Here is a 21,199-nt window from a genome sequence, read left to right as displayed (position 1 = left end):
ACACCCCCGCTCAACCAAATTAGAAGGCCGCTACCCAAGCAAAAGCAAACGCTTTTGCATCCCGTGCCCGGGTAGCTCAGGGGTAGAGCAGTGGATTGAAAATCCTCGTGTCGGTGGTTCGATTCCGCCCCTGGGCACCACTTTCCCAACCTGATTATACATAAAATTCTACGTTGATCGTCGCCTATATCGTGCGCCTATGCGTCGCGCGTGTGCGTGATGTACAAAAGCGATGAAAAGCCTTAGGAGCTTAGTTGAACTTGCAAGCGGGCACCTTTTGGTATACTGCGGCATACAATGAGCTTTCCCGGACTCGCCAGAAGCCTCTGACACCCGGCGCTCTAGCTACATAAACACATAGCCGACGGGACAATCATGAGCTTATACGCTGATTACTTGAACGAGATCGAAACGCGCAAAGGCGAAGGTCTGCACCCAAAGCCAATCGACGATGGTGCGCTGGTTGCTGAGTTGATCGCGCAGATCAAAGACGAAGCAAACGAACACCGCGCAGATTCGCTGAACTTTCTGATCTACAACACGCTGCCGGGCACAACGAGCGCCGCAGGCGTGAAAGCTGCGTTCCTGAAAGAAATCATTCTGGGCGAAGCAGTCGTTGCTGAAATCACCCCAGAGTTCGCTTTCGAACTGCTGTCGCACATGAAAGGCGGCCCTTCGGTTGCTGTTCTGCTGGATCTGGCGCTGGGCGATGACGCTGCGATCGCTGCTCAGGCTGCTGACGTGCTGAAAACCCAAGTGTTCTTGTACGACGCTGACATGGCCCGTCTGGGTGACGCGTTCAAAGCAGGCAACGCAGTCGCCAAAGACATTCTGGAAAGCTATTCCAAGGCGGAATTCTTTACCAAACTGCCAGACGTCGAAGAAGAAATCGAAGTCGTGACCTACATCGCTGCTGAAGGCGATATCTCGACCGACCTTTTGTCGCCAGGTAACCAGGCGCACTCGCGTTCGGACCGTGAACTGCACGGCAAATGCATGATCACGCCAGAAGCACAGGCCGAGATCCAAGAGCTGCAAAAACAGCACCCAACCAAACGCGTTATGCTGATCGCTGAAAAAGGCACCATGGGCGTTGGTTCGTCCCGTATGTCCGGCGTGAACAACGTGGCGCTGTGGACCGGTAAACAAGCCAGCCCATACGTTCCGTTCGTCAACATCGCACCAGTTGTTGCAGGCACCAACGGCATTTCGCCGATCTTCCTGACCACTGTTGGCGTGACCGGCGGTATCGGTCTGGACCTGAAAAACTGGGTCAAAAAAGTTGATGCAGACGGCAAACCGATCCTGAACAACGACGACAGCCCTGTTTTGGAACAGAAATATTCGGTCGAAACCGGCACTGTTCTGAAGATCAACACCAAAGAAAAGAAACTGCTGAGCGAATCCGGCGAAGAGCTGGTTGACGTATCGGGTGCTTTCACTCCGCAAAAAGTAGAATTCATGAAAGCCGGCGGTTCCTACGCGATCGTTTTCGGTAAGAAACTGCAGACATTTGCGGCAGAGACTTTGGGCGTTGAAGCAACCCCAGTGTTCGCCCCAGCCAAAGAGATCAGCAAACCTGATCAGGGCCTGACCGCTGTTGAAAAAATCTTTAACCGCAACGCTGTTGGCGTCACGTCCAAAGACCCGCTGCACGCTGGTTCCGACGTCCGCGTCAAAGTGAACATCGTGGGTTCGCAAGACACCACCGGTCTGATGACATCGCAGGAACTAGAGGCGATGGCGGCAACCACCATTTCGCCAATCGTTGACGGTGCGTATCAGTCGGGCTGTCACACGGCATCCGTTTGGGACAAAAAGGCACAAGCCAACATCCCGAAACTGATGAAGTTCATGAACGATTTCGGCCTGATCACCGCGCGTGACCCGAAAGGCGAATACCATTCGATGACCGACGTTATTCACAAAGTGCTGAATGACATCACCGTCAGCGACTGGGACATCATCATCGGCGGCGACAGCCACACCCGTATGTCCAAAGGCGTCGCATTCGGTGCTGACTCGGGTACTGTTGCGCTGGCTCTGGCAACTGGCGAAGCCACCATGCCAATCCCTGAATCGGTCAAAGTCACCTTTAAGGGTGAAATGAAAGACCACATGGATTTCCGTGACGTGGTACACGCGACCCAATCGCAGATGCTGAAACAGCATGGCGACAACGTGTTCCAAGGCCGCATCATCGAAGTTCACATCGGCACCCTGCTGGCGGACCAAGCGTTCACCTTTACCGACTGGACTGCAGAGATGAAGGCGAAAGCGTCGATCTGTATTTCCAACGATGAAACCCTGATCGGTTCGCTGGAACTGGCGAAAGACCGTATTCAGGTGATGATCGACAAGGGTATGGATAACGAAGCCAAAACCCTGCAGGGCCTGATCGACAAAGCCGACGCACGTATCGCAGAAATCAAATCGGGTGCAAAACCTGCCCTGACCCCTGATGACAGCGCGAAATACTACGCCGAAGTTGTTGTTGATCTGGACGCGATCGACGAACCAATGATCGCTGACCCTGACGTGAACAACGAAGACGTGTCGAAACGTTACACCCACGACACCATTCGCCCGATTTCCTACTACGGTGGCGAGAAAAAGGTCGATCTGGGTTTCGTCGGTTCGTGCATGGTTCACAAAGGCGACATGAAAATCGTTGCTCAGATGTTGAAAAACCTAGAGGCAGCAAACGGCGAAGTGAAATTCAACGCGCCGCTGGTTGTTGCTGCGCCGACTTACAACATCATCGACGAACTGAAAGCCGAAGGCGACTGGGACATCCTGCAGAAATATTCGGGCTTCGAGTTCGACGATCTGTTCCCCAAAGCGCAAGCTCGCACCGAATACGAGAACATCATGTACCTCGAACGTCCGGGCTGTAACCTGTGCATGGGTAACCAGGAAAAAGCGGCAAAAGGTGACACCGTTCTGGCAACCTCGACCCGCCTGTTCCAAGGCCGCGTGGTAGAGGACAGCGCCGAGAAGAAAGGTGAATCCCTGCTGGCATCGACCCCTGTTGTGGTTCTGTCCGCAATTCTGGGCCGCACGCCAACCATCAGCGAATACAAACAGGCTGTTGCAGGCATCAACCTGACCAAATTTGCACCGCCTTTGGCGAAACCTGCGACGACACAGTCCGCACATTTCTAATAGCAAAAGGCGCCGGTCAGATGATCGGCGCCTTTTCTAACAGAACAGGGCCCCCGTTTCGGGGGCCTTTTCGTTTAGTCCGCGCCGAACAAATCGCGGGTAAAGATTTTGTCGGCGACGTCGCTGATGTCATCGGTCATGCGGTTGGCAATGATCACGTCACAGTCTGATTTGAACGCCGTCAGATCACGTTCAACGCGCGAGCCAAAGAAATCGTCATCCTCTAGCACGGGTTCATAGACGACAACGTTGATGCCTTTCGCCTTGATGCGTTTCATGATGCCTTGGATCGACGACTGTCGGAAATTATCGGACCCCGCTTTCATCACCAGACGATATACCCCGACCTGTTTTGGTGCGCGGGCAATGATCTGGTCTGCCAGATAATCTTTGCGGGTTCGGTTTGCGTCGACGATTGCCGCGATCAGGTTTTGTGGAACCTCGGAATAATTCGCAAGCAGCTGTTTGGTATCTTTGGGCAGACAATAGCCGCCATAACCGAACGACGGATTGTTGTAATGCGCCCCAATGCGCGGATCGAGGCTAACGCCATTGATGATCTGGCGACTGTCCATGCCGCGCGATAGGGCATAGCTGTCCAATTCGTTAAAGAACGCGACGCGCATCGCAAGGTATGTATTGGCGAACAGTTTGATCGCCTCGGCTTCTGATGGGTCGGTGAACAGAACCTCGACATCGGTTTCTTCGGCGCCTTGCAGCAAAAGGTCGGCAAAGGTGCGGGCACGATCCGATTGTTCCCCCACGATGATACGGCTGGGATGCAGGTTGTCGTACAGCGCGCGGCCTTCGCGTAGGAATTCGGGCGAAAACAGAATGCGGTCGGTGTCTTTTTCGGCGCGGATACGGTCGATGAATCCTACTGGAATGGTTGATTTCACAACGATGGCAGCCGTGTCATTCACGGCCAAAACCTGATCGATCACCGCTTCGACGCTAGAGGTGTCAAAATAGTTGCTGACCGTGTCATAGTTTGTAGGGGTGGCAACGATCACGAAATCGGCGCCCGAATAGGCGGCGGCAAAATCGGTCGTAGCCGTCAAAGACAGGTCGCGGTTTTTCAGAAAATCGGACAGTTCGGCATCCACAATCGGGGATATGCCGTTATTGACCATCGACACACGTTCATCGGATATATCTACGGCTGTCACACTGTTGTGCTGGGCTAATAGGACGGCGTTAGACAGGCCAACATAGCCCAATCCTGCAACTGCAATTTTCATATCAATTACCTTGGTCGGCGGGTACAAAGACCGCAAAATCGCCTGTAAAATAGCTGTGCTATGCAAGGCGGGTAAAGCGGATAACGCCAAACTGTTGTATCCGCATCGATTTTCAAAGACCGCAATTGCATCTTCGTGTTTTCAAACCTATCGCAGTTGCAACATTGCCCCTAGGTGAACCGCCAACGGGCCAAATTTTAGGTGAAGACATGAACAACCCGTTCAAAACCCGTTTTGCAGAGCCAAAGATGATCGCGGCAGCTTGGTCCGAATTGGGCAGCCCGGACACCGCTGAAATCATGGTGCGCCATGGTTGGGATGTCATCGTGATTGACGGCGAACACGGGCGCGGCGGGTTAGAGGATTGGGTCCATGTGTCCCGCGCGGTCGAAGCGGCCGGTGGCACCGTGGTTTTGCGCCTGCCCGAAGGGTCCGACACCGTCATCAAACAATCGCTGGATCGGGGATTTCGCAATTTCATCGTGCCGATGGTGAATTCCGCTGCGGATGCACGCCGCATTGTGTCGGCATTCCATTATCCGTCGCGCGGTCATCGTGGCTATGCGGCGCCTATCGTGCGCGGTTCCAATTGGGGGGCGACGCCCGATTACGCCCGCGAAAACGCCTCCAAAGAGGTCGTGATCATGGTTCAGTGTGAACACGTTGATGCTGTGGCTGACCTAGAACAAATCGCGGCAATCGATGGTATCGATGGGATCTTTATTGGGCCAAACGACTTGGCTGCCTCTGCGGGGTATCTGGAACGTATGGATGACCCTGCGTTTTTGCCCATGTTTGATCAGGTCGAATCTATTGCGAAAAAACATGGCAAACCGCTGGCGACGGTGCGCAGTCCGGGCCGGGACTGGGATGAATTGGAACACCGCGGTTTTCGTTTGGTCGCGGGCATCAATGACGTGTCGCTGATCATTGATGGCGCGCGGGCCGAGCTGGAAAAACTGACAGGTCAGTCTGCGGGTTCGGTCGGGCGTTATTGATCCTGCCGACACGACCTGACGACATCCGAAATTTGGCGTAAATGATCAGACAATGGACTGGTTTTACGCCAGATCATCCCGATTGTTCTGCGCGGCTGGGGCGCTGGGAAATGCGAAACCGCGACCGAAGCGGACCGCGTTTCCACTGGCACGGCCATTTCGGGAATCAGAGTAACCCCCATGCCTGCGCCGACCATTTGCACCAAGGTTGACAGCGAACTGCCGTCCATGACTTCGCGCGGTCGAACGGACGGCATCGAGCAAAACGACAGCGCCTGATCGCGGAAACAGTGGCCTTCCTCTAGCAACAGCAGGCGCATTTCGCGCAGAATTTCGGCCGATGGGACAGGTTTGTCGGCGTCATTTTCGGGCCGCACCAAAACGAAATCTTCGGTGAATAGTGGGACCTCTTCGAATTGGGATTCGGACACGGGTAGGGCCACGATCGCGGTGTCGATACGGCCAGCGGTCAATTCTTCGATCAGGCGCGGTGTGATTGTTTCGCGGATGTGGACCGCTACGGCGGGAAATACATCATCAATCTGGCGCATCAGACTAGGCAGCAGATACGGCGCGACGGTCGGAATCACCCCGATCCGTAGCGGCCCCGCGATACCCGTCGCGGCAGTGCGAGCAAAGTCGCTAAGTTCATCGACGGACCGCAGGATGTCGCGCACGCGTTTTACGTATTCTTCGCCAAAGGTGGTCAGGCGGATGTTCCGCGTTGTGCGTTCGAACAATGGCGCGCCGACGGTTGCCTCTAATTCCTTGATTTGCATGGATAGGGCGGGCTGCGTGATGGAACAAAAATCGGCCGCATGTCCAAAATGGCCCAGCCGTGCCACAGCATCAAAGTAACGCAGTTGTCTGAGTGTGATATTATCCATAACTTTTTCTTATATATCCTATCAGAAAATACAAATTATTTTTATCAACGCCTTAGGTTAGAGTGATTCCAGAATGAAATCAGGCCGCAGCGCAGGCCGCGACTGCGAACCCAGAGGGAGAGACCAATGGATGGTAACAACGTGGGCAAATGCCCAGTCATGCATGGCCCAGTGCCAAACGTCAGCAACAAAGCACGCGGTAACCGCGATTGGTGGCCGAACCAGTTGAACCTGCAGGTTCTGCACCAAAACCCTGTGGCTGGTAACCCGCTGGGCGCTGATTTTAACTATGCCGAAGAATTCAAAAAGCTGGATCTGGAAGCGGTCAAAGAAGACCTGCGCGCCCTGATGACCGATAGCCAAGAATGGTGGCCAGCGGACTACGGCCACTATGGCCCGATGTTTATCCGTATGGCGTGGCACTCTGCCGGTACGTACCGCACGGCTGACGGCCGCGGTGGTTCGCGTTCGGGTACGCAGCGCTTTGCGCCGCTGAACTCTTGGCCTGATAACGTCAATATCGACAAATCCCGCCGTCTGCTGTGGCCGATCAAACAGAAATACGGCAACAAACTGAGCTGGGCGGACCTGTTCATTCTGACAGGCAACGTCGCGCTGGAAACCATGGGTTTCAAAACCTTTGGCTTTGGCGGTGGACGTCCCGATCAGTGGGAACCAGAAACCGACATCTATTGGGGCCCAGAGGGCGAATGGCTGGCGACTTCTGACAAAGATAACAGCCGGTATTCCGGTGACCGCGATCTGGAAAACCCGCTGGCTGCTGTGCAGATGGGTCTGATCTATGTGAACCCAGAAGGTCCGGACGGCAATCCTGATCCTGTGGCTTCGGGCCGCGACGTACGCGAAACCTTTGGCCGCATGGCGATGAACGACGAAGAAACTGTTGCTTTGGTTGCGGGGGGGCACACCTTTGGTAAATCGCACGGCGCTGGTGATGCTGCGCTGGTTGGCGCCGATCCAGAGGCTGCACCAATCGAACAAATGGGTCTGGGCTGGGCATCGACCCACGGCACAGGTATTGGCGGCGATACCATCGGTTCGGGCATCGAAGGTGCGTGGAAACCAAACCCAACGACTTGGGATATGGGTTACCTGAAAGTGCTGTTCAAATACGATTGGGAACTGTGCAAATCGCCAGCCGGTGCGCACCAGTGGCATCCGATTGATTGCGAAGACGAAGATATGGTCGTTGACGCGCATGATCCGTCGAAAAAGCATCGCCCAATGATGACAACCGCAGATATGTCGCTGAAATTCGATCCGATCTACGAACCGATTTCGCGCCGCTATCTGGAAAACCCAGAAGAGTTCGCAGACGCGTTTGCCCGCGCTTGGTTCAAACTGACCCACCGCGATATGGGCCCGAAAATCTGCTATCTGGGTTCTGAAGTACCAGCCGAAGAACTGGTCTGGATGGACCCGATCCCAGCATGCGATCACGAGGTCGTAAACGCGGCCGAAATCACAGACCTAAAGGCGAAAATCCTGTCGTCTGGCCTGTCGGTGCGTGAACTGGTTCTGGCGGCTTGGGCGTCGGCATCGACGTTCCGTGGGTCGGACCTGCGCGGCGGTGCAAATGGCGCACGTGTGCGTCTGGAACCTCAGATCAATTGGGAAGCAAACGAACCCGAACAGCTGACCAAAGTCCTGAACGTTCTGGAAGGTATCAAAGCTGACTTTGAACAGGGCGGCAAAAAGGTATCTTTGGCTGACTTGATCGTCCTTGCGGGCTCTGCCGCTGTTGAAAAAGCAGCGAAAGACGCGGGCCACGATATCGAGGTTCCGTTCACACCGGGCCGCATGGACGCAAGCGCCGAACAAACCGACGCTGAATCCTTTGACCCGCTGGAACCGATGGCAGATGGTTTCCGCAACTACCAAAGCCAACAGTTCACCACATCGGCAGAGGAACTGCTGGTCGACAAAGCACAGCTGTTGACCCTGACAGCGCCTGAAATGACCGTTCTGGTCGGTGGTATGCGTGCAATGGGTGCCAATTATGGCGATACCAAGCATGGTATTTTGACGGACCGCGCTGGTCAGTTGACCAACGATTTCTTTGTAAACGTGCTGGATATGGGCACCGTTTGGAAAGCCGTCGAAGAGGACCAGCTGTACGAAGGCCGCGACCGCGCCACCGGCGATGTGAAATGGACCGCAACCCGCGCTGATCTGGTGTTCGGTTCCAATTCGCAGCTACGCGCCTTGGCAGAAGTTTATGCCCAAGACGACAACGGCGGAAAATTCGTTGCCGACTTTATCGCGGCATGGACCAAGGTCATGGAATTGGATCGTTTCGATCTAAAATAAGAACACCCGTAGGATGGGGTGGGGGTCGCGTTTCGGCGCGGCCCCATTTTTTTATGCGCTGGCGATTTGAACGGCTGTGTCTTGAACAGCGGTCAAGGCAGCCTCTAACGCGGCGCTGTCTGCGGCGCGTTGGGTGTCATCCGCATCTTTGTCTAATGGATGGTTCCATTCTAGGAACAACGCCGCCCCGCTGGTGAACGGCAACGGCAACACCATGCTGTCCCAAGTCCCCAAAATGCGGTGCCGTTTGGTGGCAAAGCCAAAGGTGTACACCTTTGCGCCGGAACGCCGCGCCCAATCCAATGGGGCCGGTTTCAATTGACGTGCTGGGCCCGTGGGGCCATCCGCGGTCAACCCCATAGATCCGCCTGACCGTAGGTGGCGCAGCACTTTGCGGGACGCTGTTAGATTGGTGTCTTTGGCCGACATGGAAATGGGCGACAGACCAAAGCGGGATTGAACCCCTGCCGACAGATTTCCCGCCGGTGACGGGTCGCGCAGGGTGACCAGCTTTACCTTTTCTTTGGCGACATGCGCGGGCGCCATCAGGATCGCGCAGTGCCACATGACCAATATGGTTGGACCTTCGGCAACCGACTGACGAAACCCTTCGGCGCCGCGAATGTCCCAGCGTGTTGTCGCAAAACAAAATCGCAAATACAGCGTCAACGCCCCGCTGACTGCGGCGTTGATGATGGCTGAATTTTCAATTTTTTTGCGTAGGTTCATGCGGGGGCGCCAGACGAAACGGTGTTAAATTTGCGGTGTGACTGACAGATATCAATGCGTGCATCCGGTTCAAGGTGAATAGCGCACGACTTTGGTCATAATTGTACCTGTTGCGACAATTGATTGGGTGCGTTAGGTCGCTGTCTTTGATTTTGAATCGCGGACGGGCAGGATATGGCGAATACAAGTTTGGGAATTGATTTCGGTACATCCAATTCCGCGGCTGCCTTTGTCCGTGATGGGCAGATTGTGCGCGTTCATTTTGATGGTGATCACGACACATTGCCAACCGCCGTGTTTTTTCCAGATGGCGGCGACATGCAGATTGGTCGCGCCGCCGCTGAATCCCTGATCGAGGGCGAAGAGGGCAGGTATATGCGGGCCCTCAAATCGGTCTTGGGCACATCCCTGTTTCATGAAAAACGGTTGATCGGCGGTAAACGTCAGACGCTTGCCGATATCGTGACGCAGTTCCTGCTGCGGTTGCGCAACGGTGCGGCCCAGCTTGCGGGGCATGATTTTGATTGCGTCATATCGGGGCGGCCCGTGCGGTTCCACCATGACCCCGAACGGGACGCCTGCGCCGAACAGGATTTGCGTGCATGTTATCTGGCGGCTGGTTTTGAAAACGTCGAATTTCTGTTCGAACCCGAAGCCGCGGCAATCGCCAGCGGGGGGCAACTGGCCGATCAATCGATTGGATTGATCGTCGATATTGGCGGCGGTACGTCCGATTTCACGGTGTTCCGTGCGGGTGCCACCCCGACTGTGGTCGGCAGTCACGGCATTCGTTTGGGGGGCACGGATTTCGACCAATCGGTTTCCATGGCCCATGTCATGCCGCTGTTCGGATTGGGTGGTGAATTGCGGCGCACGCTGGGGGATGGGCTGCTGCCTGTGCCGCGCGCGGTCTATGGCGATCTGTCGAACTGGGCGATGATCCCGTTCCTATACGCCAAAGACACGGAACGTATGGTCGATGATTTGCTGAAACACGCCTGCGAGCCTGAAAAAATCCAGCGTCTGGCCGATGTGATTGCAGACAGATTGGGGCACGACGTGGCTTTCGCCGCCGAGGCCGGCAAAATCGACGCTAACAACCGGGCGGCGGGCGCTGCGATTGATCTAGGCGTGGTGGAAACGGGTCTGCAGGCGGCGATTTCGGCGGGGTCGTTAAACGCCTGTCTGGTGGGATTCCGTGATGATTTGCGGACGGCGATTTATGAAACCCTGATGAAGGCGCAGGTGGCACCACAGCAGGTGGACACGATTGTTTTGGTTGGTGGGTCCAGTTTGATGTCCTTCGTCCGCCAAGAGGCGCAGGCCGTCATTCCTGGTGCTAAAATCGTGGAAACGAACGCCTTTACCGCCGTTGTAGATGGATTGGCGATTGCCGCAGCGCGTTAGTGCGCGGCAAGACGGCCCATTCACCCGTGACTGGGCGCGGTTCATAGGCGTAATCATACCAGCGACATGCCAGATAGAACGATGTGTAAAAGGGGGGAATTTGGTGGAGCCTAGCGGGATCGAACCGCTGACCTCCTGCATGCCATGCAGGCGCTCTCCCAGCTGAGCTAAGGCCCCACGTTTTGGCGTTTCCGCCATGGGCAGCGGCGTTTCCGTCGCTGTTCCGGTTCTTTATAATCGGGCTCGGACGGGTGCAAGACCAAAATCGCCCGAGCCAGAAAAATTAGTTATCGTCGTCGTCGTTGGCTGCAACGTCGCCTAGATCGTCGAACGACACGTTGTCATCGTCGTCTTCGTCCAGAACGTCATCACCCAGATCAACGTCTTCGTCATCATCGTCCAGGATCAGATCGTCTTCTTCGTCCGAAGATTTCAGTTTCTTGGTCTGTGCGTCTTCGGCGTCCGCTACCATGGTGCGGGTCTTGGACGACTCAATGTTCACGATTTCGCCGGTGTATGGGCTGACGATCGGATCTTTGTTCAGGTCATAAAAACGTTTGCCAGTAGTCGGGCAAACACGTTTTGTACCCCATTCTTCTTTGGGCATAGTCATCCCCTTAAACTTGTCACGCTCTTGCGGTGGAATGATGCCACCTGCCATAAGCTATTAGACGTGTCAAAGCCTTTGACACACGAATTCTAGGAAAAACCATATGGGACGTCTTGTTCTGGGTGGCAACCCCCCGATTGAGGTCAGTTTACGTAGATCGGCCCGCGCGCGGCGTTTAAGCCTGCGAATTTCGCGTTTGGACGGCCGTGTGACGATGACTCTGCCTAATCGAGTGCCAGAACGCGAGGCAATGGCGTTTCTACGGGACCGTGAAAATTGGGTTCGGGACCATCTATCGGGGATAGAAGGCGAACGTTTGGCCGCATTTGGTCAGGTGATTCCTTTTTGCGGAACGGACTATGAAATTACGCCGCACGGCAAACGGGGCGTCGCGTTGGATGGCGGCCGTTTAATGGTGCCCGATGATCCCGAACGTGTCGGTGCGCGGCTACAGGGGTTTTTGAAAACGCATGCGCGCGATGCACTGGCCGCTGCGTCTGATAAATACGCGGCCCAGTTAGGGCGCAGTTACGGTCGCATTACATTGCGCGATACGCGGTCTAGATGGGGGTCATGCACATCGCGCGGTGATCTGATGTACAGCTGGCGGCTGATTATGGCACCGCCGCATATTCTGGATTACGTGGCCGCGCATGAGGTCGCGCATTTGGTCGAAATGAATCATTCCGCGGCATTTTGGGATGTCGTTCACGGGCTGTACCCCGATTTTGAATCGGCGCGTCTTTGGCTGCGTGATCACGGTGGGGCATTGCATCGCATTCGTTTCGATTGACGGCGCCCGTAGATGTGATCACATAGGGCCATGATCGCATCTCAACGCCCATCCGAACAGTCAGGCGCGGCCCATGAACGGGTCTACCGCGCACTTCGCACCCAAGTCATGCACGGAGAGATCCTGCCGGGGCAGTCGCTGACGTTGCGGGGCATTGGCAAACAATTCGATGTGTCCATGACTCCAGCCCGTGAAGCGGTTCGGCGTTTGGTCGCAGAAGGTGCATTATTTTTGTCGTCATCGGGTCGCGTTTCCACGCCCGAATTATCGAATGACCGTATCGAAGAATTGGCCGCCCTGCGCGCGATGCTGGAACCTGAATTGGCCAGCCGCGCGTTGCCGCGTGCGCACTTTGCCCTGATCGAACGGTTAGAGACGATCAATAGCGGCGTCAGTCAGATGGTCGCGCGCCATGATGCGTCGGGCTATATCAGGATGAACCTAGAATTTCACCGCACGCTGTATCTGCGCGCTCAGGCGCCTGCGATCCTAGCGATGGCGGAAACGGTGTGGTTGCAGATGGGGCCCACGATGCGGGCGCTGTATGGGCGTCTGAACCGAAAAGAACCGCCGCCCCACCACAAACTGATCCTAAGCGCGCTGAAGGCGGGGGATGAACCCGGTTTGCGGTTGGCTGTACGGGCAGACGTGACCCAAGGTTTGAAAATGCTGCGCGGTTAGGCCGCCGCGCGGGTCTGGGCGACCCGTGTCAGGATGGAACGCACGTCCGTTGCTGGCAGCTGCAACATTTTGGCGATTTGCGTGACCGCGTCGTATTCGGGGGCTTTTATTTCACCATCAAAGGTGGCGATGCTCAGCGCGGCTTCCATGACCAATTCGCGATCGCTTTGGTTTAGGTCCGTGCCGATTGCGTCAATCGCCGTGGGGTCGGTGCTGGTGTAATCCAGAATGTCCTGAATTTGTTGTGCGCTATATTTTTTGCCCGTCAGTTTCGTCAGCGTTTGCGAAATTGTGGAAATATCGCCCGAATGATCCCGACCATCGGCGGTCGTGACAAAACACATGGCGGCCAGAACCTGTACCGCGGTGTCATCCCCACGGCTATTCGACGATTTTAGACTGCGGCGCATGGCGGTGCGCATAATCATGCTGGCCACAAGCAGGGCCAAAATGGCGATTGCGCCATAAACCGAATAGTTCCGCAGGCGATACGCAAAAGGTGTTTGCGGTTCGGCTGGCAAAGCCGCAGGGAAATCGCCTGTTTGCTGGAATAGTGCGAATTGTTCAGCGGTCGGGACGGTGTAGTCTGCGGCGTTGCATTCATCGGATGCCAGCGCATAGTTTTCCGCCGCATAGGTGATTTCGACGCCAAACACACTGCGCGCCGTCCCCAAATAACATAGCGACAGCGTAGCCCCGGATTCATCCGATAGGGGCGTTGGCGCCAGATACGTCAGCTTTGGCGCCGATGTAATAACACCGTCGGCCTGTGCCGTTTGTGGCGAAACGCACCACATTGCTGCGGCCAGTGCCAGCGTTTTTGCGAAACAACGCATAACTTTTTCCTCATTCCTGCAATGCCCAATTGCTGGTGAAACATGGCGCTGATGGGGCAGCTGTCGGGAAAGATCGTGCAATTGGCGCTGTACCTGTCGCCTAGGCGCACAAAAGGGCGGCTTTGTGGGCCGCCCTTTGGATTTTTTGCTGTGCCTGACGGATTAGGCGTGGATTGCACCGTCGCCGCAAGCCAGTGCCGCTTCGCGGACCGCTTCGGAGAAGGTTGGGTGCGCGTGGCAGGTGCGTGCCAGATCTTCGGCTGCTGCGCCGAATTCCATCGCAACGCAGATTTCGTGGATCAGGTCGCCCGCCGCTGGGCCAATCAGGTGTGCGCCCAGAACGCGGTCGGTTTCTTTGTCCGCTAGGATTTTGACGAAACCGTCGCCCATGAACACAGCCTTGGCGCGGCCGTTGCCCATAAAGCTGAATTTGCCGACCTTATAGGCGCGACCTTCTTCTTTCAGCTGCTCTTCGGTTTTGCCAACCGATGCAACCTCTGGCGAGGTGTAGATAACGCCTGGGATCACGTCATAGTTCACGTGACCAGCTTGGCCTGCCAGAACCTCGGCGACGGCCATGCCTTCGTCTTCGGCTTTGTGGGCCAGCATTGGGCCTTCGATTGCGTCACCGATGGCGTAGACGCCTTTGATGTTGGTGGCGTAATGCGCGTCGGTTTTGATCTGGCCGCGTTCGGTCAGTTCAACACCCAGTGCGTCCAGACCCAGACCAGTGGTGTACGGACGGCGGCCCGTTGCGACCAGAACGACATCAGCGTCGATGGTGGCTTCGGAATCGTCCTTGCGCAGTTTGTAGGTCACTTTGGCTTTTTTGTTCTTGGTCTCAACGCCCTGAACCGCCGCACCCATGATGAAATTCAGACCCTGCTTTTGCAGCATTTTCTGGAACGTTTTCTGAACGTCACCGTCCATGCCTGGGGTGATTTTGTCCAGGAATTCCACGACGGTCACTTCGGTGCCCAGACGTTTGTAAGCCGAACCCAGTTCCAGACCGATCACGCCCGCGCCGATGACAACCATCGATTTCGGGATCTTCGGCAGAGACAGCGCACCGGTCGAGGTCACAACGGTTTCTTCGTCAACTTCGATGCCTGGCAGCGAGGATGGTTCGGAACCCGATGCGATGATGATGTTTTTGGCTTCGTGGACGTCGTCGCCGACTTTGACTTTGCCGGCTTCTGGGATGGAAGCCCAACCTTTGATCCAATCGACCTTGTTCTTTTTGAACAGGAATTCGATGCCTTTGGTGTTACCGTCGATGACCGACTGTTTGTATTCCTGCATCACTGGCCAATCGACGGATGGCGATTTGCCTTTCAGGCCCATCTTGGCAAAGTTTTCTTCGGCTTCGTGCAGCGAATGGGTCGCGTGTAGCAGCGCCTTGGATGGGATACAGCCCACGTTCAGGCAGGTTCCGCCCAGCGTGTCGCGGCCTTCGACCACGGCTGTTTTCAGGCCCAGCTGGGCGCAGCGGATTGCACAGACATAGCCGCCGGGACCGGCGCCGATTACGATAACGTCATAGCTGGACATTGCTGTCTCCTTGGATTTACGACTCTAAAATTGTTTCAATTAGCCGCCCCTCGCCACGCAAGTGGGCAGCAACATGGGGTGATCTTATGTCTAAAGGCATCATATCAATGCCGGGCAACGCGTACAGGTGTTCCGCCTGATTGCTGTCGCGCCGGTTTTGTTGCGGATAGACGTTTTTCGTTGGTACGGCTGATAATAGGGCAAAACGTTCCGTAGATCGTTTTGTGGATCTTTCAGGTCAAAACCACGGGCATGCGGAGTTTCGCCGCTATAGTGCCGAAAAATCCGCGCATTGATCATGGTCTGAGGCGCAAAGGCGACAACGCGGTCCGCTTGGGCAACCCAGCCTGCGAATATCGCCGCATAGCCCCCTGCGCTATTGCCAATGAAAATCCACGGACGCGGCAGGTTCAGATCCAAAGACGCAAAGGCGGTAAAGGCGTCATGACGGTTGTCGCCCAGCCCCTTTAGGCCTTTTTGATACCATGTCTGTTCGTTGTCTTTGACGTAGACAACGGAATAGGGCGTATCGGTCAGCGTTTTGCGAAATTCGAATTCGGCAAACGACCCTTCTTGGCTCAGCCCAGCAAAGGAAAAAATCGTACCTACGGCGTTCGGTTTTAAATCGTATGCGATCGGGACAAATCGCGCGCCTTCGTCCGAAACAGGCAAGGCAGGGCCATTTTTGCGCACGACTTCGGTCAGCAGCATGGATAGCAGCTGGTTCTTAAGCCGCAGCTTGCGCCCTAATTTGCTGATTTCGTCTTCGAGCGGCGCGGCTTGCATTACATCACCAATGCAGATGCAATCATCGCCATGGTCGCGAATAGGCCGACGGCCCAGATGGCACTGCGCCATGGGCGCCAGCCGAAATAATATGCGGGCACATACAGAACGCGCGCGGCCAGATAGACCCATGCGCAGGCTGCGGTAAAACCGGTGGATTTATCACCCATCGTCACAACGACAACAGCGATGGTGAATAGGATCAACGCTTCGAAATGGTTGTTCATGGCGCGGTGCAGTCGGCCTGTGCCGATGCTGACCTGTTCCATCAATGGTTTGTCCATTTTCTGCGGATCACGCGGAGAGGAGGTTTTGCCCGTGCCCAATTCGATATTGGCAGGGACAGCCATCAAAACGATCTGACCGAATTGCAATAGGCCAGCAAGGGCAAGAACGGTAAGTTCGGGGGTCATTTCGCGCTCTCGTATTTTGTCATGAGTTCTGTAACTTTTTCCATTTCGTCGCCCGTGATTGTCGATGATTGGTCACTGACCTGCAATTCCTGCAGAATAGACCATTCGCCTTGTGTTATCACTTTGCCGCGCTTCAGAACCTTGTCTACCGTTTTGCGGATCAGCCCCGCTTTGTCATAAAAATCGAACCCTGTATGGGTACGAAAATCGTTCAGAAAACGGCTGATGCTTTGGGCAACATCGTTTCCTTGGTCCATCAGGTCGCGCAGGTCATTGGCCGTTAGCGCGTACCATTTCTGAACCTCTTGGATGAAAAACCGTTTGCCGCGGGCATCAGATTGTTCATCAAAAAGGTCGATCCATTCTTTCCCGGAAATCACCAACGCTGTCAGGTCCGGTTCCGCGTGCTTACCGTGCTGTTGTTTGAACAGGGCAATTTGCCAATCGCGGTAGTAATCCACACCCTTTGTCAGTGTTTCCAGTTCTGCCCGCAGTCGCGCGTTATCGTCGGGGGATGACATGGGCATTTACCAAAAATGGTGGGGGTGTCGGGGGCGCGTGGCCCCCGACGAGTGATTTATTACAGGTCCATCAGCAGGCGACGTGGATCCTCTAGCGCTTCTTTTACGCGAACAAGGAAGGTCACAGCGCCTTTGCCGTCTACGATGCGGTGATCGTAGGACAGGGCCAGATACATCATTGGACGGATCACAACCTGACCGTTGATCGCCATTGGACGATCTTGGATTTTGTGCATGCCCAAGATACCCGACTGAGGAGGGTTCAGGATAGGCGACGACATCAACGAACCGTACACACCACCGTTCGAAATGGTGAAGGTGCCGCCCTGCATTTCAGCCATGGACAGTTTGCCGTCACGTGCGCGTGCGCTTTTTTCTGCGATCGCTTTTTCGATTTCAGCAAACGACATCTGGTCAGCGTCGTTCAGCACAGGAACAACCAGACCGGTTGGTGTACCAGCCGCGATGCCCATGTTGACAAAGTTTTTGTAAACGATGTCGGTGCCGTCGATTTCTGCGTTAACTTCAGGAACTTCTTTCAGCGCGTGGATACAGGCTTTGGTAAAGAAGGACATAAAGCCCAGTTTGACGCCGTGCTTTTTAAAGAACAGGTCTTTGTATTCGTTGCGCAGCGCCATCACCTCGGTCATGTCGACCTCGTTGTAGGTGGTCAGCATTGCAGCGGTGTTCTGCGAATCCTTCAGACGCTTTGCGATGGTCTGACGCAGACGGGTCATTTTCACGCGCTCTTCGCGTTCTGCCTGCGATGCGGCAACTGGTGCGCGTGGAGCCGCAGCTGCAGCTGGTGCTGCCGATGCGCCGCCCGAAATCGCTTTCAGAACGTCTTCTTTCATGACGCGGCCGTCTTTGCCCGAACCCTGAACATCAGCCGCAGCGATGTTGTTTTCGGCCATCAGTTTTTTCGCCGATGGAGCGTCTTCGACGTCTTTGCCGCCGGATGCAGCAGGTGCAGCAGCAGGTGCCGGAGCGGCCTCTTCTTTGGCAGCGGCAGGTGCAGGGGCTGCGCCTTCGCCTTCGTTGATGTGCGCCAGCAGGGCGTCAACACCTACGGTTTCACCTTCGGCAGCGACGATGTCGCCCAAAGTGCCAGCCGCAGGGGAGGGCACTTCGACGGTGACTTTGTCGGTTTCCAGTTCGCACAGCATTTCGTCAACTGCGACGGCATCGCCAGGCTTTTTGAACCAGGTGGCGACGGTGGCTTCGGTGACGGATTCACCTAGCGTTGGCACACGGACTTCGATGCTCATGGTTTAGTTTCCTTCGATGGTCAGCGCGTCGTTCACCAGCGCTGCTTGTTGGGCTTTGTGTTGCGAGGCAAGGCCGGTTGCTGGCGATGCCGATGGGGCGCGGCCCGCGTAAACGGGACGTTTATGTTTCGCGTCGATGCGGGTCAGAACCCATTCGATGTTTGGTTCAACGAACGACCATGCACCTTGGTTGCGTGGTTCTTCTTGGCACCAGACCATCTCGGCGTTTTTGAAACGCTCTAGTTCGCGCATCATGGATTGCGCTGGGAACGGATAGAACTGTTCCAGACGCAGGATGTAGACATCGTCCAGACCACGTGCATCACGTTCCTCTAGCAGGTCATAGTAAACCTTGCCCGAGCACATGACGACGCGTTTGATTTTGTCGTCAGCGACCAGTTTCGCGGTCGAACGGCCGGTGTTCTTTTCGTTGTCTGCATCATCCCACAGAACGCGGTGGAAGGACGAACCGGTTGTGAAATCTTTCATGTCCGATACGCACAGTTTGTGGCGCAGCAGCGATTTCGGGGTCATCAGAACCAGCGGTTTGCGGTAGTTGCGGTGCAACTGACGGCGCAGGATGTGGAAATAGTTCGCAGGGGTCGAACAGTTGGCCACGATCCAGTTGTCACCGCCACACATCTGCAAGAAACGTTCTAGACGTGCGGACGAGTGTTCGGGGCCTTGGCCTTCGAAACCGTGCGGCAGCAGCATGACCAGACCGGACATACGCAGCCATTTGGATTCGCCCGACGAAATGAACTGGTCGAACATGATCTGCGCGCCGTTGGCGAAATCGCCGAATTGCGCTTCCCACATGACCAGAGCGTTCGGCTCTGCCAGCGAGTAACCGTATTCAAAACCCAGCACCGCGTATTCCGACAGCATCGAATCGATGACTTCGTAATGCGCTTGGCCTTCGCGAATGTGGTTCAGCGGGTAGTAACGTTCTTCGGTTTTCTGATCGATCAGACCCGAATGACGCTGAGAGAACGTACCGCGGGTCGCGTCCTGACCGGACAGACGAACAGGGTAGCCTTCGGTTTGCAGGGTACCAAATGCCAATGCTTCGGCGGTTGCCCAGTCGAAACCGGTGCCGCTGTTGAACATTTCTTTTTTGGCGTCCAACTGACGGGCAACGGTGCGGTGAATGTTGAAACCTTCTGGGTAGGTGGTCAGCGCATTACCGACCTCTTTCAGGGTTTCTTCTTTCACTGCGGTTTTGCCGCGCTGGTATTTGCCTTCTTTCTGGCGGTCCATGTGCGACCAACGACCGTCCAGCCAGTCTGCTTTGTTCGGCTTGTATTCTTTACCTGCTTCGAACTCTTCGCTCAGCATAGCTTGGAATTGGGCCTTCATATCCTCGATTTCGCCTTCGGGGATCAGACCGTCTTTGACCAGACGTTCGGTGTACAGCTGCAACGTTGTCTTGTGCTTTTTGATGTTTGTGTACATCGCCGGGTTGGTGAACATCGGCTCGTCGCCTTCGTTGTGACCAAAGCGGCGGTAGCAGAAGATATCCAGAACAACGTCTTTGTGGAATTTCTGGCGGAATTCGGTCGCAACTTTCGCAGCGTGGACAACGGCCTCTGGGTCGTCGCCGTTCACGTGGAAAATCGGAGCCTCGACCATCAGCGCGATGTCGGTTGGATAGGGCGACGAACGCGAGAAGTGTGGAGCGGTGGTGAAGCCGATCTGGTTGTTCACAACGATGTGGATCGTGCCGCCGGTGCGGTGACCTTTCAGACCCGACAGGCCGAAACATTCCGCAACAACGCCCTGACCTGCGAATGCCGCATCACCGTGCAGCAGGATCGGCAGGGTGGTGTGACGGGTTGGGTCGTTCATCTGATCGGTTTTCGCGCGTGCCTTGCCCAGAACAACTGGGTTCACCGCCTCTAGGTGCGATGGGTTTGCGGTCAGCGATAGGTGAACTTCGTTACCGTCGAATTCGCGGTCGGACGATGCGCCCAAGTGGTATTTCACGTCGCCCGAACCATCAACGTCCTCAGGCTTGAACGAGCCGCCCTGGAATTCGTTGAAAATCGCGCGATATGGTTTGGACATCACGTTTGCCAGAACCGACAGACGACCACGGTGTGGCATGCCGATAACGATGTCTTTCACACCCAACGCCCCGCCGCGTTTGATGATCTGTTCCATCGCTGGGATCAGGCTTTCGCCGCCGTCCAGACCGAAACGTTTCGTGCCCATGTATTTCACGTGCAGGAATTTTTCGAACCCTTCGGCTTCGACCAGTTTGTTCAGGATCGCCTTACGGCCATTCTGGGTAAAGGTGATCTCTTTGCCGAAACCTTCGATGCGCTCTTTCAACCAGCCAGCTTGCTCTGGATCGGAAATGTGCATGTACTGCAGGGCAAAGGTGCCGCAATAGGTGCGGCGGACGATCGCGATGATTTCGTTCATCGTCGCGACTTCTAGGCCCAGAACGTTGTCGATAAAGATCGGGCGATCCATGTCGGCATCGGTAAAGCCGTAGGTTTTTGGGTCCAGCTCTGGGTGAGGTGTCTTGTCCGTCATGCCCAGTGGGTCCAGATCAGCGATCAGGTGACCACGGATACGGTAGGCGCGGATGATCATCAGGGCGCGGATCGAATCCAGAACAGCGCTGCGCACTTGTTCTTCGGAGATCTGAACGCCTTTTTCTGCAGCTTTCGATTTGATCTTGTCGCCTGCAGCTTTGGGGTCTGCTGGCCACTGGCCGTCCAATGCGGCGGTCAGATCGTCGTTTGGCACGGGCGGCCAATCGTTTCGTGCCCACGATGGGCCTGCTGCCTCTGCCTTGGCGTCTACCGCTGCGTCACCCAAAGCCGCGAAAAATTCGCGCCAGGATTCGTCAACAGCGCCGGGGTTTTCGGCGTATTTTGCGTAAAGCTGTTCGATATATTCGGCGTTATGTCCCTGCAAGAAGGACGAGGCGTGGAATACGTCGTTAGGGGATTGATCGTTCATGATAGAACC

17 protein-coding genes and 2 tRNA genes are annotated in these 21,199 nt (G+C 55.5%); 7 read left to right on the top strand and 12 right to left on the bottom strand.

Annotation, left to right across the window (positions count from 1 at the left end):
- Positions 1-65: 65 nt before the first annotated feature.
- Together ACXAGA_RS03265 and ACXAGA_RS03260 are read left to right on the top strand one after the other, a co-directional pair.
- Positions 66-140: transfer RNA gene (locus ACXAGA_RS03265), tRNA-Phe, on the top strand.
- 235 nt (positions 141-375) lie between these two features.
- Positions 376-3,165 carry a bifunctional aconitate hydratase 2/2-methylisocitrate dehydratase gene (locus ACXAGA_RS03260; protein WP_475116071.1) on the top strand — a complete coding sequence of 930 codons (2,790 nt, stop codon included), beginning with the start codon at positions 376-378 and terminating at the stop codon, positions 3,163-3,165.
- Positions 3,166-3,239: 74 nt separating this feature from the next.
- Here the strand turns inward: ACXAGA_RS03260 and ACXAGA_RS03255 are convergent, their stop codons facing one another.
- Positions 3,240-4,406 carry a nucleotide sugar dehydrogenase gene (locus ACXAGA_RS03255; RefSeq protein WP_475116070.1) on the bottom strand — a complete coding sequence of 389 codons (1,167 nt, stop codon included), beginning with the start codon at positions 4,404-4,406 and terminating at the stop codon, positions 3,240-3,242.
- Positions 4,407-4,615: 209 nt separating this feature from the next.
- Between ACXAGA_RS03255 and ACXAGA_RS03250 the strand changes: the two genes are divergently transcribed.
- Positions 4,616-5,404 carry an HpcH/HpaI aldolase family protein gene (locus tag ACXAGA_RS03250; protein WP_475116069.1) on the top strand — a complete coding sequence of 263 codons (789 nt, stop codon included), beginning with the start codon at positions 4,616-4,618 and terminating at the stop codon, positions 5,402-5,404.
- On the opposite strand, the gene ACXAGA_RS03245 is transcribed toward ACXAGA_RS03250, so the two are convergent.
- Positions 5,398-6,291: a hydrogen peroxide-inducible genes activator gene (locus ACXAGA_RS03245; protein ID WP_475116068.1), complete on the bottom strand. Its 894-nt coding sequence runs from the start codon at positions 6,289-6,291 to the stop codon at positions 5,398-5,400. The two genes, ACXAGA_RS03250 and ACXAGA_RS03245, sit on opposite strands and share 7 nt — an antisense overlap.
- 126 nt (positions 6,292-6,417) lie before the next feature.
- Between ACXAGA_RS03245 and katG the strand changes: the two genes are divergently transcribed.
- Complete coding sequence (gene katG / locus ACXAGA_RS03240) at positions 6,418-8,622, top strand: catalase/peroxidase HPI (RefSeq protein WP_475116067.1); 2,205 nt, start codon at positions 6,418-6,420, stop codon at positions 8,620-8,622.
- Positions 8,623-8,673: 51 nt separating this feature from the next.
- Here the strand turns inward: katG and ACXAGA_RS03235 are convergent, their stop codons facing one another.
- Positions 8,674-9,351 (bottom strand): lysophospholipid acyltransferase family protein, encoded by a 678-nt coding sequence (locus ACXAGA_RS03235; RefSeq protein ID WP_475116066.1) that lies wholly within the window; start codon positions 9,349-9,351, stop codon positions 8,674-8,676.
- Positions 9,352-9,525: 174 nt separating this feature from the next.
- On the opposite strand from ACXAGA_RS03235, the gene ACXAGA_RS03230 reads away from it, so the two are divergent.
- The gene (locus ACXAGA_RS03230; RefSeq protein WP_475116065.1) at positions 9,526-10,758 is read left to right on the top strand and encodes an Hsp70 family protein; all 1,233 of its coding nucleotides are present in this window, start codon (positions 9,526-9,528) and stop codon (positions 10,756-10,758) included.
- 101 nt (positions 10,759-10,859) lie between these two features.
- On the opposite strand, the gene ACXAGA_RS03225 is transcribed toward ACXAGA_RS03230, so the two are convergent.
- Positions 10,860-10,935 (bottom strand) — tRNA-Ala (locus ACXAGA_RS03225).
- Between the two features lie 106 nt (positions 10,936-11,041).
- A complete protein-coding gene (locus ACXAGA_RS03220; protein ID WP_475116064.1) occupies positions 11,042-11,365 on the bottom strand; it encodes a TIGR02300 family protein in 324 nt (107 codons plus the stop codon).
- A 106-nt stretch (positions 11,366-11,471) separates the two neighbouring features.
- Here ACXAGA_RS03220 and ACXAGA_RS03215 point away from each other — a divergent pair, with 106 nt between their 5' ends.
- Both ACXAGA_RS03215 and ACXAGA_RS03210 read left to right on the top strand, forming a co-directional pair.
- Complete coding sequence (locus tag ACXAGA_RS03215) at positions 11,472-12,161, top strand: M48 family metallopeptidase (protein ID WP_475116063.1); 690 nt, start codon at positions 11,472-11,474, stop codon at positions 12,159-12,161.
- Positions 12,162-12,191: 30 nt separating this feature from the next.
- Complete coding sequence (locus tag ACXAGA_RS03210; protein ID WP_475116062.1) at positions 12,192-12,842, top strand: GntR family transcriptional regulator; 651 nt, start codon at positions 12,192-12,194, stop codon at positions 12,840-12,842.
- Here the strand turns inward: ACXAGA_RS03210 and ACXAGA_RS03205 are convergent.
- The 7 genes from ACXAGA_RS03205 to ACXAGA_RS03175 form a co-directional block, all read right to left on the bottom strand.
- Entirely contained in the window at positions 12,839-13,678 is an 840-nt protein-coding gene (locus ACXAGA_RS03205) for a tellurite resistance TerB family protein (RefSeq protein ID WP_475116061.1), read from the bottom strand. The two genes, ACXAGA_RS03210 and ACXAGA_RS03205, sit on opposite strands and share 4 nt — an antisense overlap.
- A gap of 162 nt (positions 13,679-13,840) precedes the next feature.
- Positions 13,841-15,229, bottom strand: coding sequence for a dihydrolipoyl dehydrogenase (lpdA, locus tag ACXAGA_RS03200; RefSeq protein ID WP_475116060.1), 1,389 nt, complete (start codon positions 15,227-15,229; stop codon positions 13,841-13,843).
- A gap of 99 nt (positions 15,230-15,328) precedes the next feature.
- Complete coding sequence (locus tag ACXAGA_RS03195) at positions 15,329-16,015, bottom strand: hypothetical protein (protein WP_475116059.1); 687 nt, start codon at positions 16,013-16,015, stop codon at positions 15,329-15,331.
- The gene (locus tag ACXAGA_RS03190) at positions 16,015-16,428 is read right to left on the bottom strand and encodes an MAPEG family protein (protein ID WP_475116058.1); all 414 of its coding nucleotides are present in this window, start codon (positions 16,426-16,428) and stop codon (positions 16,015-16,017) included. The genes ACXAGA_RS03195 and ACXAGA_RS03190 overlap by 1 nt, the downstream gene beginning before the upstream one ends.
- Positions 16,425-16,949 (bottom strand): hypothetical protein, encoded by a 525-nt coding sequence (locus ACXAGA_RS03185; protein WP_475116057.1) that lies wholly within the window; start codon positions 16,947-16,949, stop codon positions 16,425-16,427. The genes ACXAGA_RS03190 and ACXAGA_RS03185 overlap by 4 nt, the downstream gene beginning before the upstream one ends.
- A gap of 59 nt (positions 16,950-17,008) precedes the next feature.
- The gene (gene odhB / locus ACXAGA_RS03180; protein WP_475116056.1) at positions 17,009-18,217 is read right to left on the bottom strand and encodes a 2-oxoglutarate dehydrogenase complex dihydrolipoyllysine-residue succinyltransferase; all 1,209 of its coding nucleotides are present in this window, start codon (positions 18,215-18,217) and stop codon (positions 17,009-17,011) included.
- 3 nt (positions 18,218-18,220) lie between these two features.
- Positions 18,221-21,190: a 2-oxoglutarate dehydrogenase E1 component gene (locus ACXAGA_RS03175; RefSeq protein ID WP_475116055.1), complete on the bottom strand. Its 2,970-nt coding sequence runs from the start codon at positions 21,188-21,190 to the stop codon at positions 18,221-18,223.
- Between the last annotated feature and the right edge of the window lie 9 nt (positions 21,191-21,199).

Source organism: Marivivens sp. ABH4_498, assembly GCF_056160585.1.
This window is presented reverse-complemented; position numbering and strand designations above follow the sequence as displayed.

Excerpts from the sequence above, each read along its gene's own strand:
- ACXAGA_RS03260 (WP_475116071.1), top strand. The coding sequence starts at position 376 with ATGAGCTTATACGCTGATTACTTGAACGAGATCGAAACGCGCAAAGGC.
- ACXAGA_RS03255 (WP_475116070.1), bottom strand. The coding sequence starts at position 4,406 with ATGAAAATTGCAGTTGCAGGATTGGGCTATGTTGGCCTGTCTAACGCC.
- ACXAGA_RS03250 (WP_475116069.1), top strand. The coding sequence starts at position 4,616 with ATGAACAACCCGTTCAAAACCCGTTTTGCAGAGCCAAAGATGATCGCG.
- ACXAGA_RS03245 (WP_475116068.1), bottom strand. The coding sequence starts at position 6,291 with ATGGATAATATCACACTCAGACAACTGCGTTACTTTGATGCTGTGGCA.
- katG (WP_475116067.1), top strand. The coding sequence starts at position 6,418 with ATGGATGGTAACAACGTGGGCAAATGCCCAGTCATGCATGGCCCAGTG.
- ACXAGA_RS03235 (WP_475116066.1), bottom strand. The coding sequence starts at position 9,351 with ATGAACCTACGCAAAAAAATTGAAAATTCAGCCATCATCAACGCCGCA.
- ACXAGA_RS03230 (WP_475116065.1), top strand. The coding sequence starts at position 9,526 with ATGGCGAATACAAGTTTGGGAATTGATTTCGGTACATCCAATTCCGCG.
- ACXAGA_RS03220 (WP_475116064.1), bottom strand. The coding sequence starts at position 11,365 with ATGCCCAAAGAAGAATGGGGTACAAAACGTGTTTGCCCGACTACTGGC.
- ACXAGA_RS03215 (WP_475116063.1), top strand. The coding sequence starts at position 11,472 with ATGGGACGTCTTGTTCTGGGTGGCAACCCCCCGATTGAGGTCAGTTTA.
- ACXAGA_RS03210 (WP_475116062.1), top strand. The coding sequence starts at position 12,192 with ATGATCGCATCTCAACGCCCATCCGAACAGTCAGGCGCGGCCCATGAA.
- ACXAGA_RS03205 (WP_475116061.1), bottom strand. The coding sequence starts at position 13,678 with ATGCGTTGTTTCGCAAAAACGCTGGCACTGGCCGCAGCAATGTGGTGC.
- lpdA (WP_475116060.1), bottom strand. The coding sequence starts at position 15,229 with ATGTCCAGCTATGACGTTATCGTAATCGGCGCCGGTCCCGGCGGCTAT.
- ACXAGA_RS03195 (WP_475116059.1), bottom strand. The coding sequence starts at position 16,015 with ATGCAAGCCGCGCCGCTCGAAGACGAAATCAGCAAATTAGGGCGCAAG.
- ACXAGA_RS03190 (WP_475116058.1), bottom strand. The coding sequence starts at position 16,428 with ATGACCCCCGAACTTACCGTTCTTGCCCTTGCTGGCCTATTGCAATTC.
- ACXAGA_RS03185 (WP_475116057.1), bottom strand. The coding sequence starts at position 16,949 with ATGTCATCCCCCGACGATAACGCGCGACTGCGGGCAGAACTGGAAACA.
- odhB (WP_475116056.1), bottom strand. The coding sequence starts at position 18,217 with ATGAGCATCGAAGTCCGTGTGCCAACGCTAGGTGAATCCGTCACCGAA.
- ACXAGA_RS03175 (WP_475116055.1), bottom strand. The coding sequence starts at position 21,190 with ATGAACGATCAATCCCCTAACGACGTATTCCACGCCTCGTCCTTCTTG.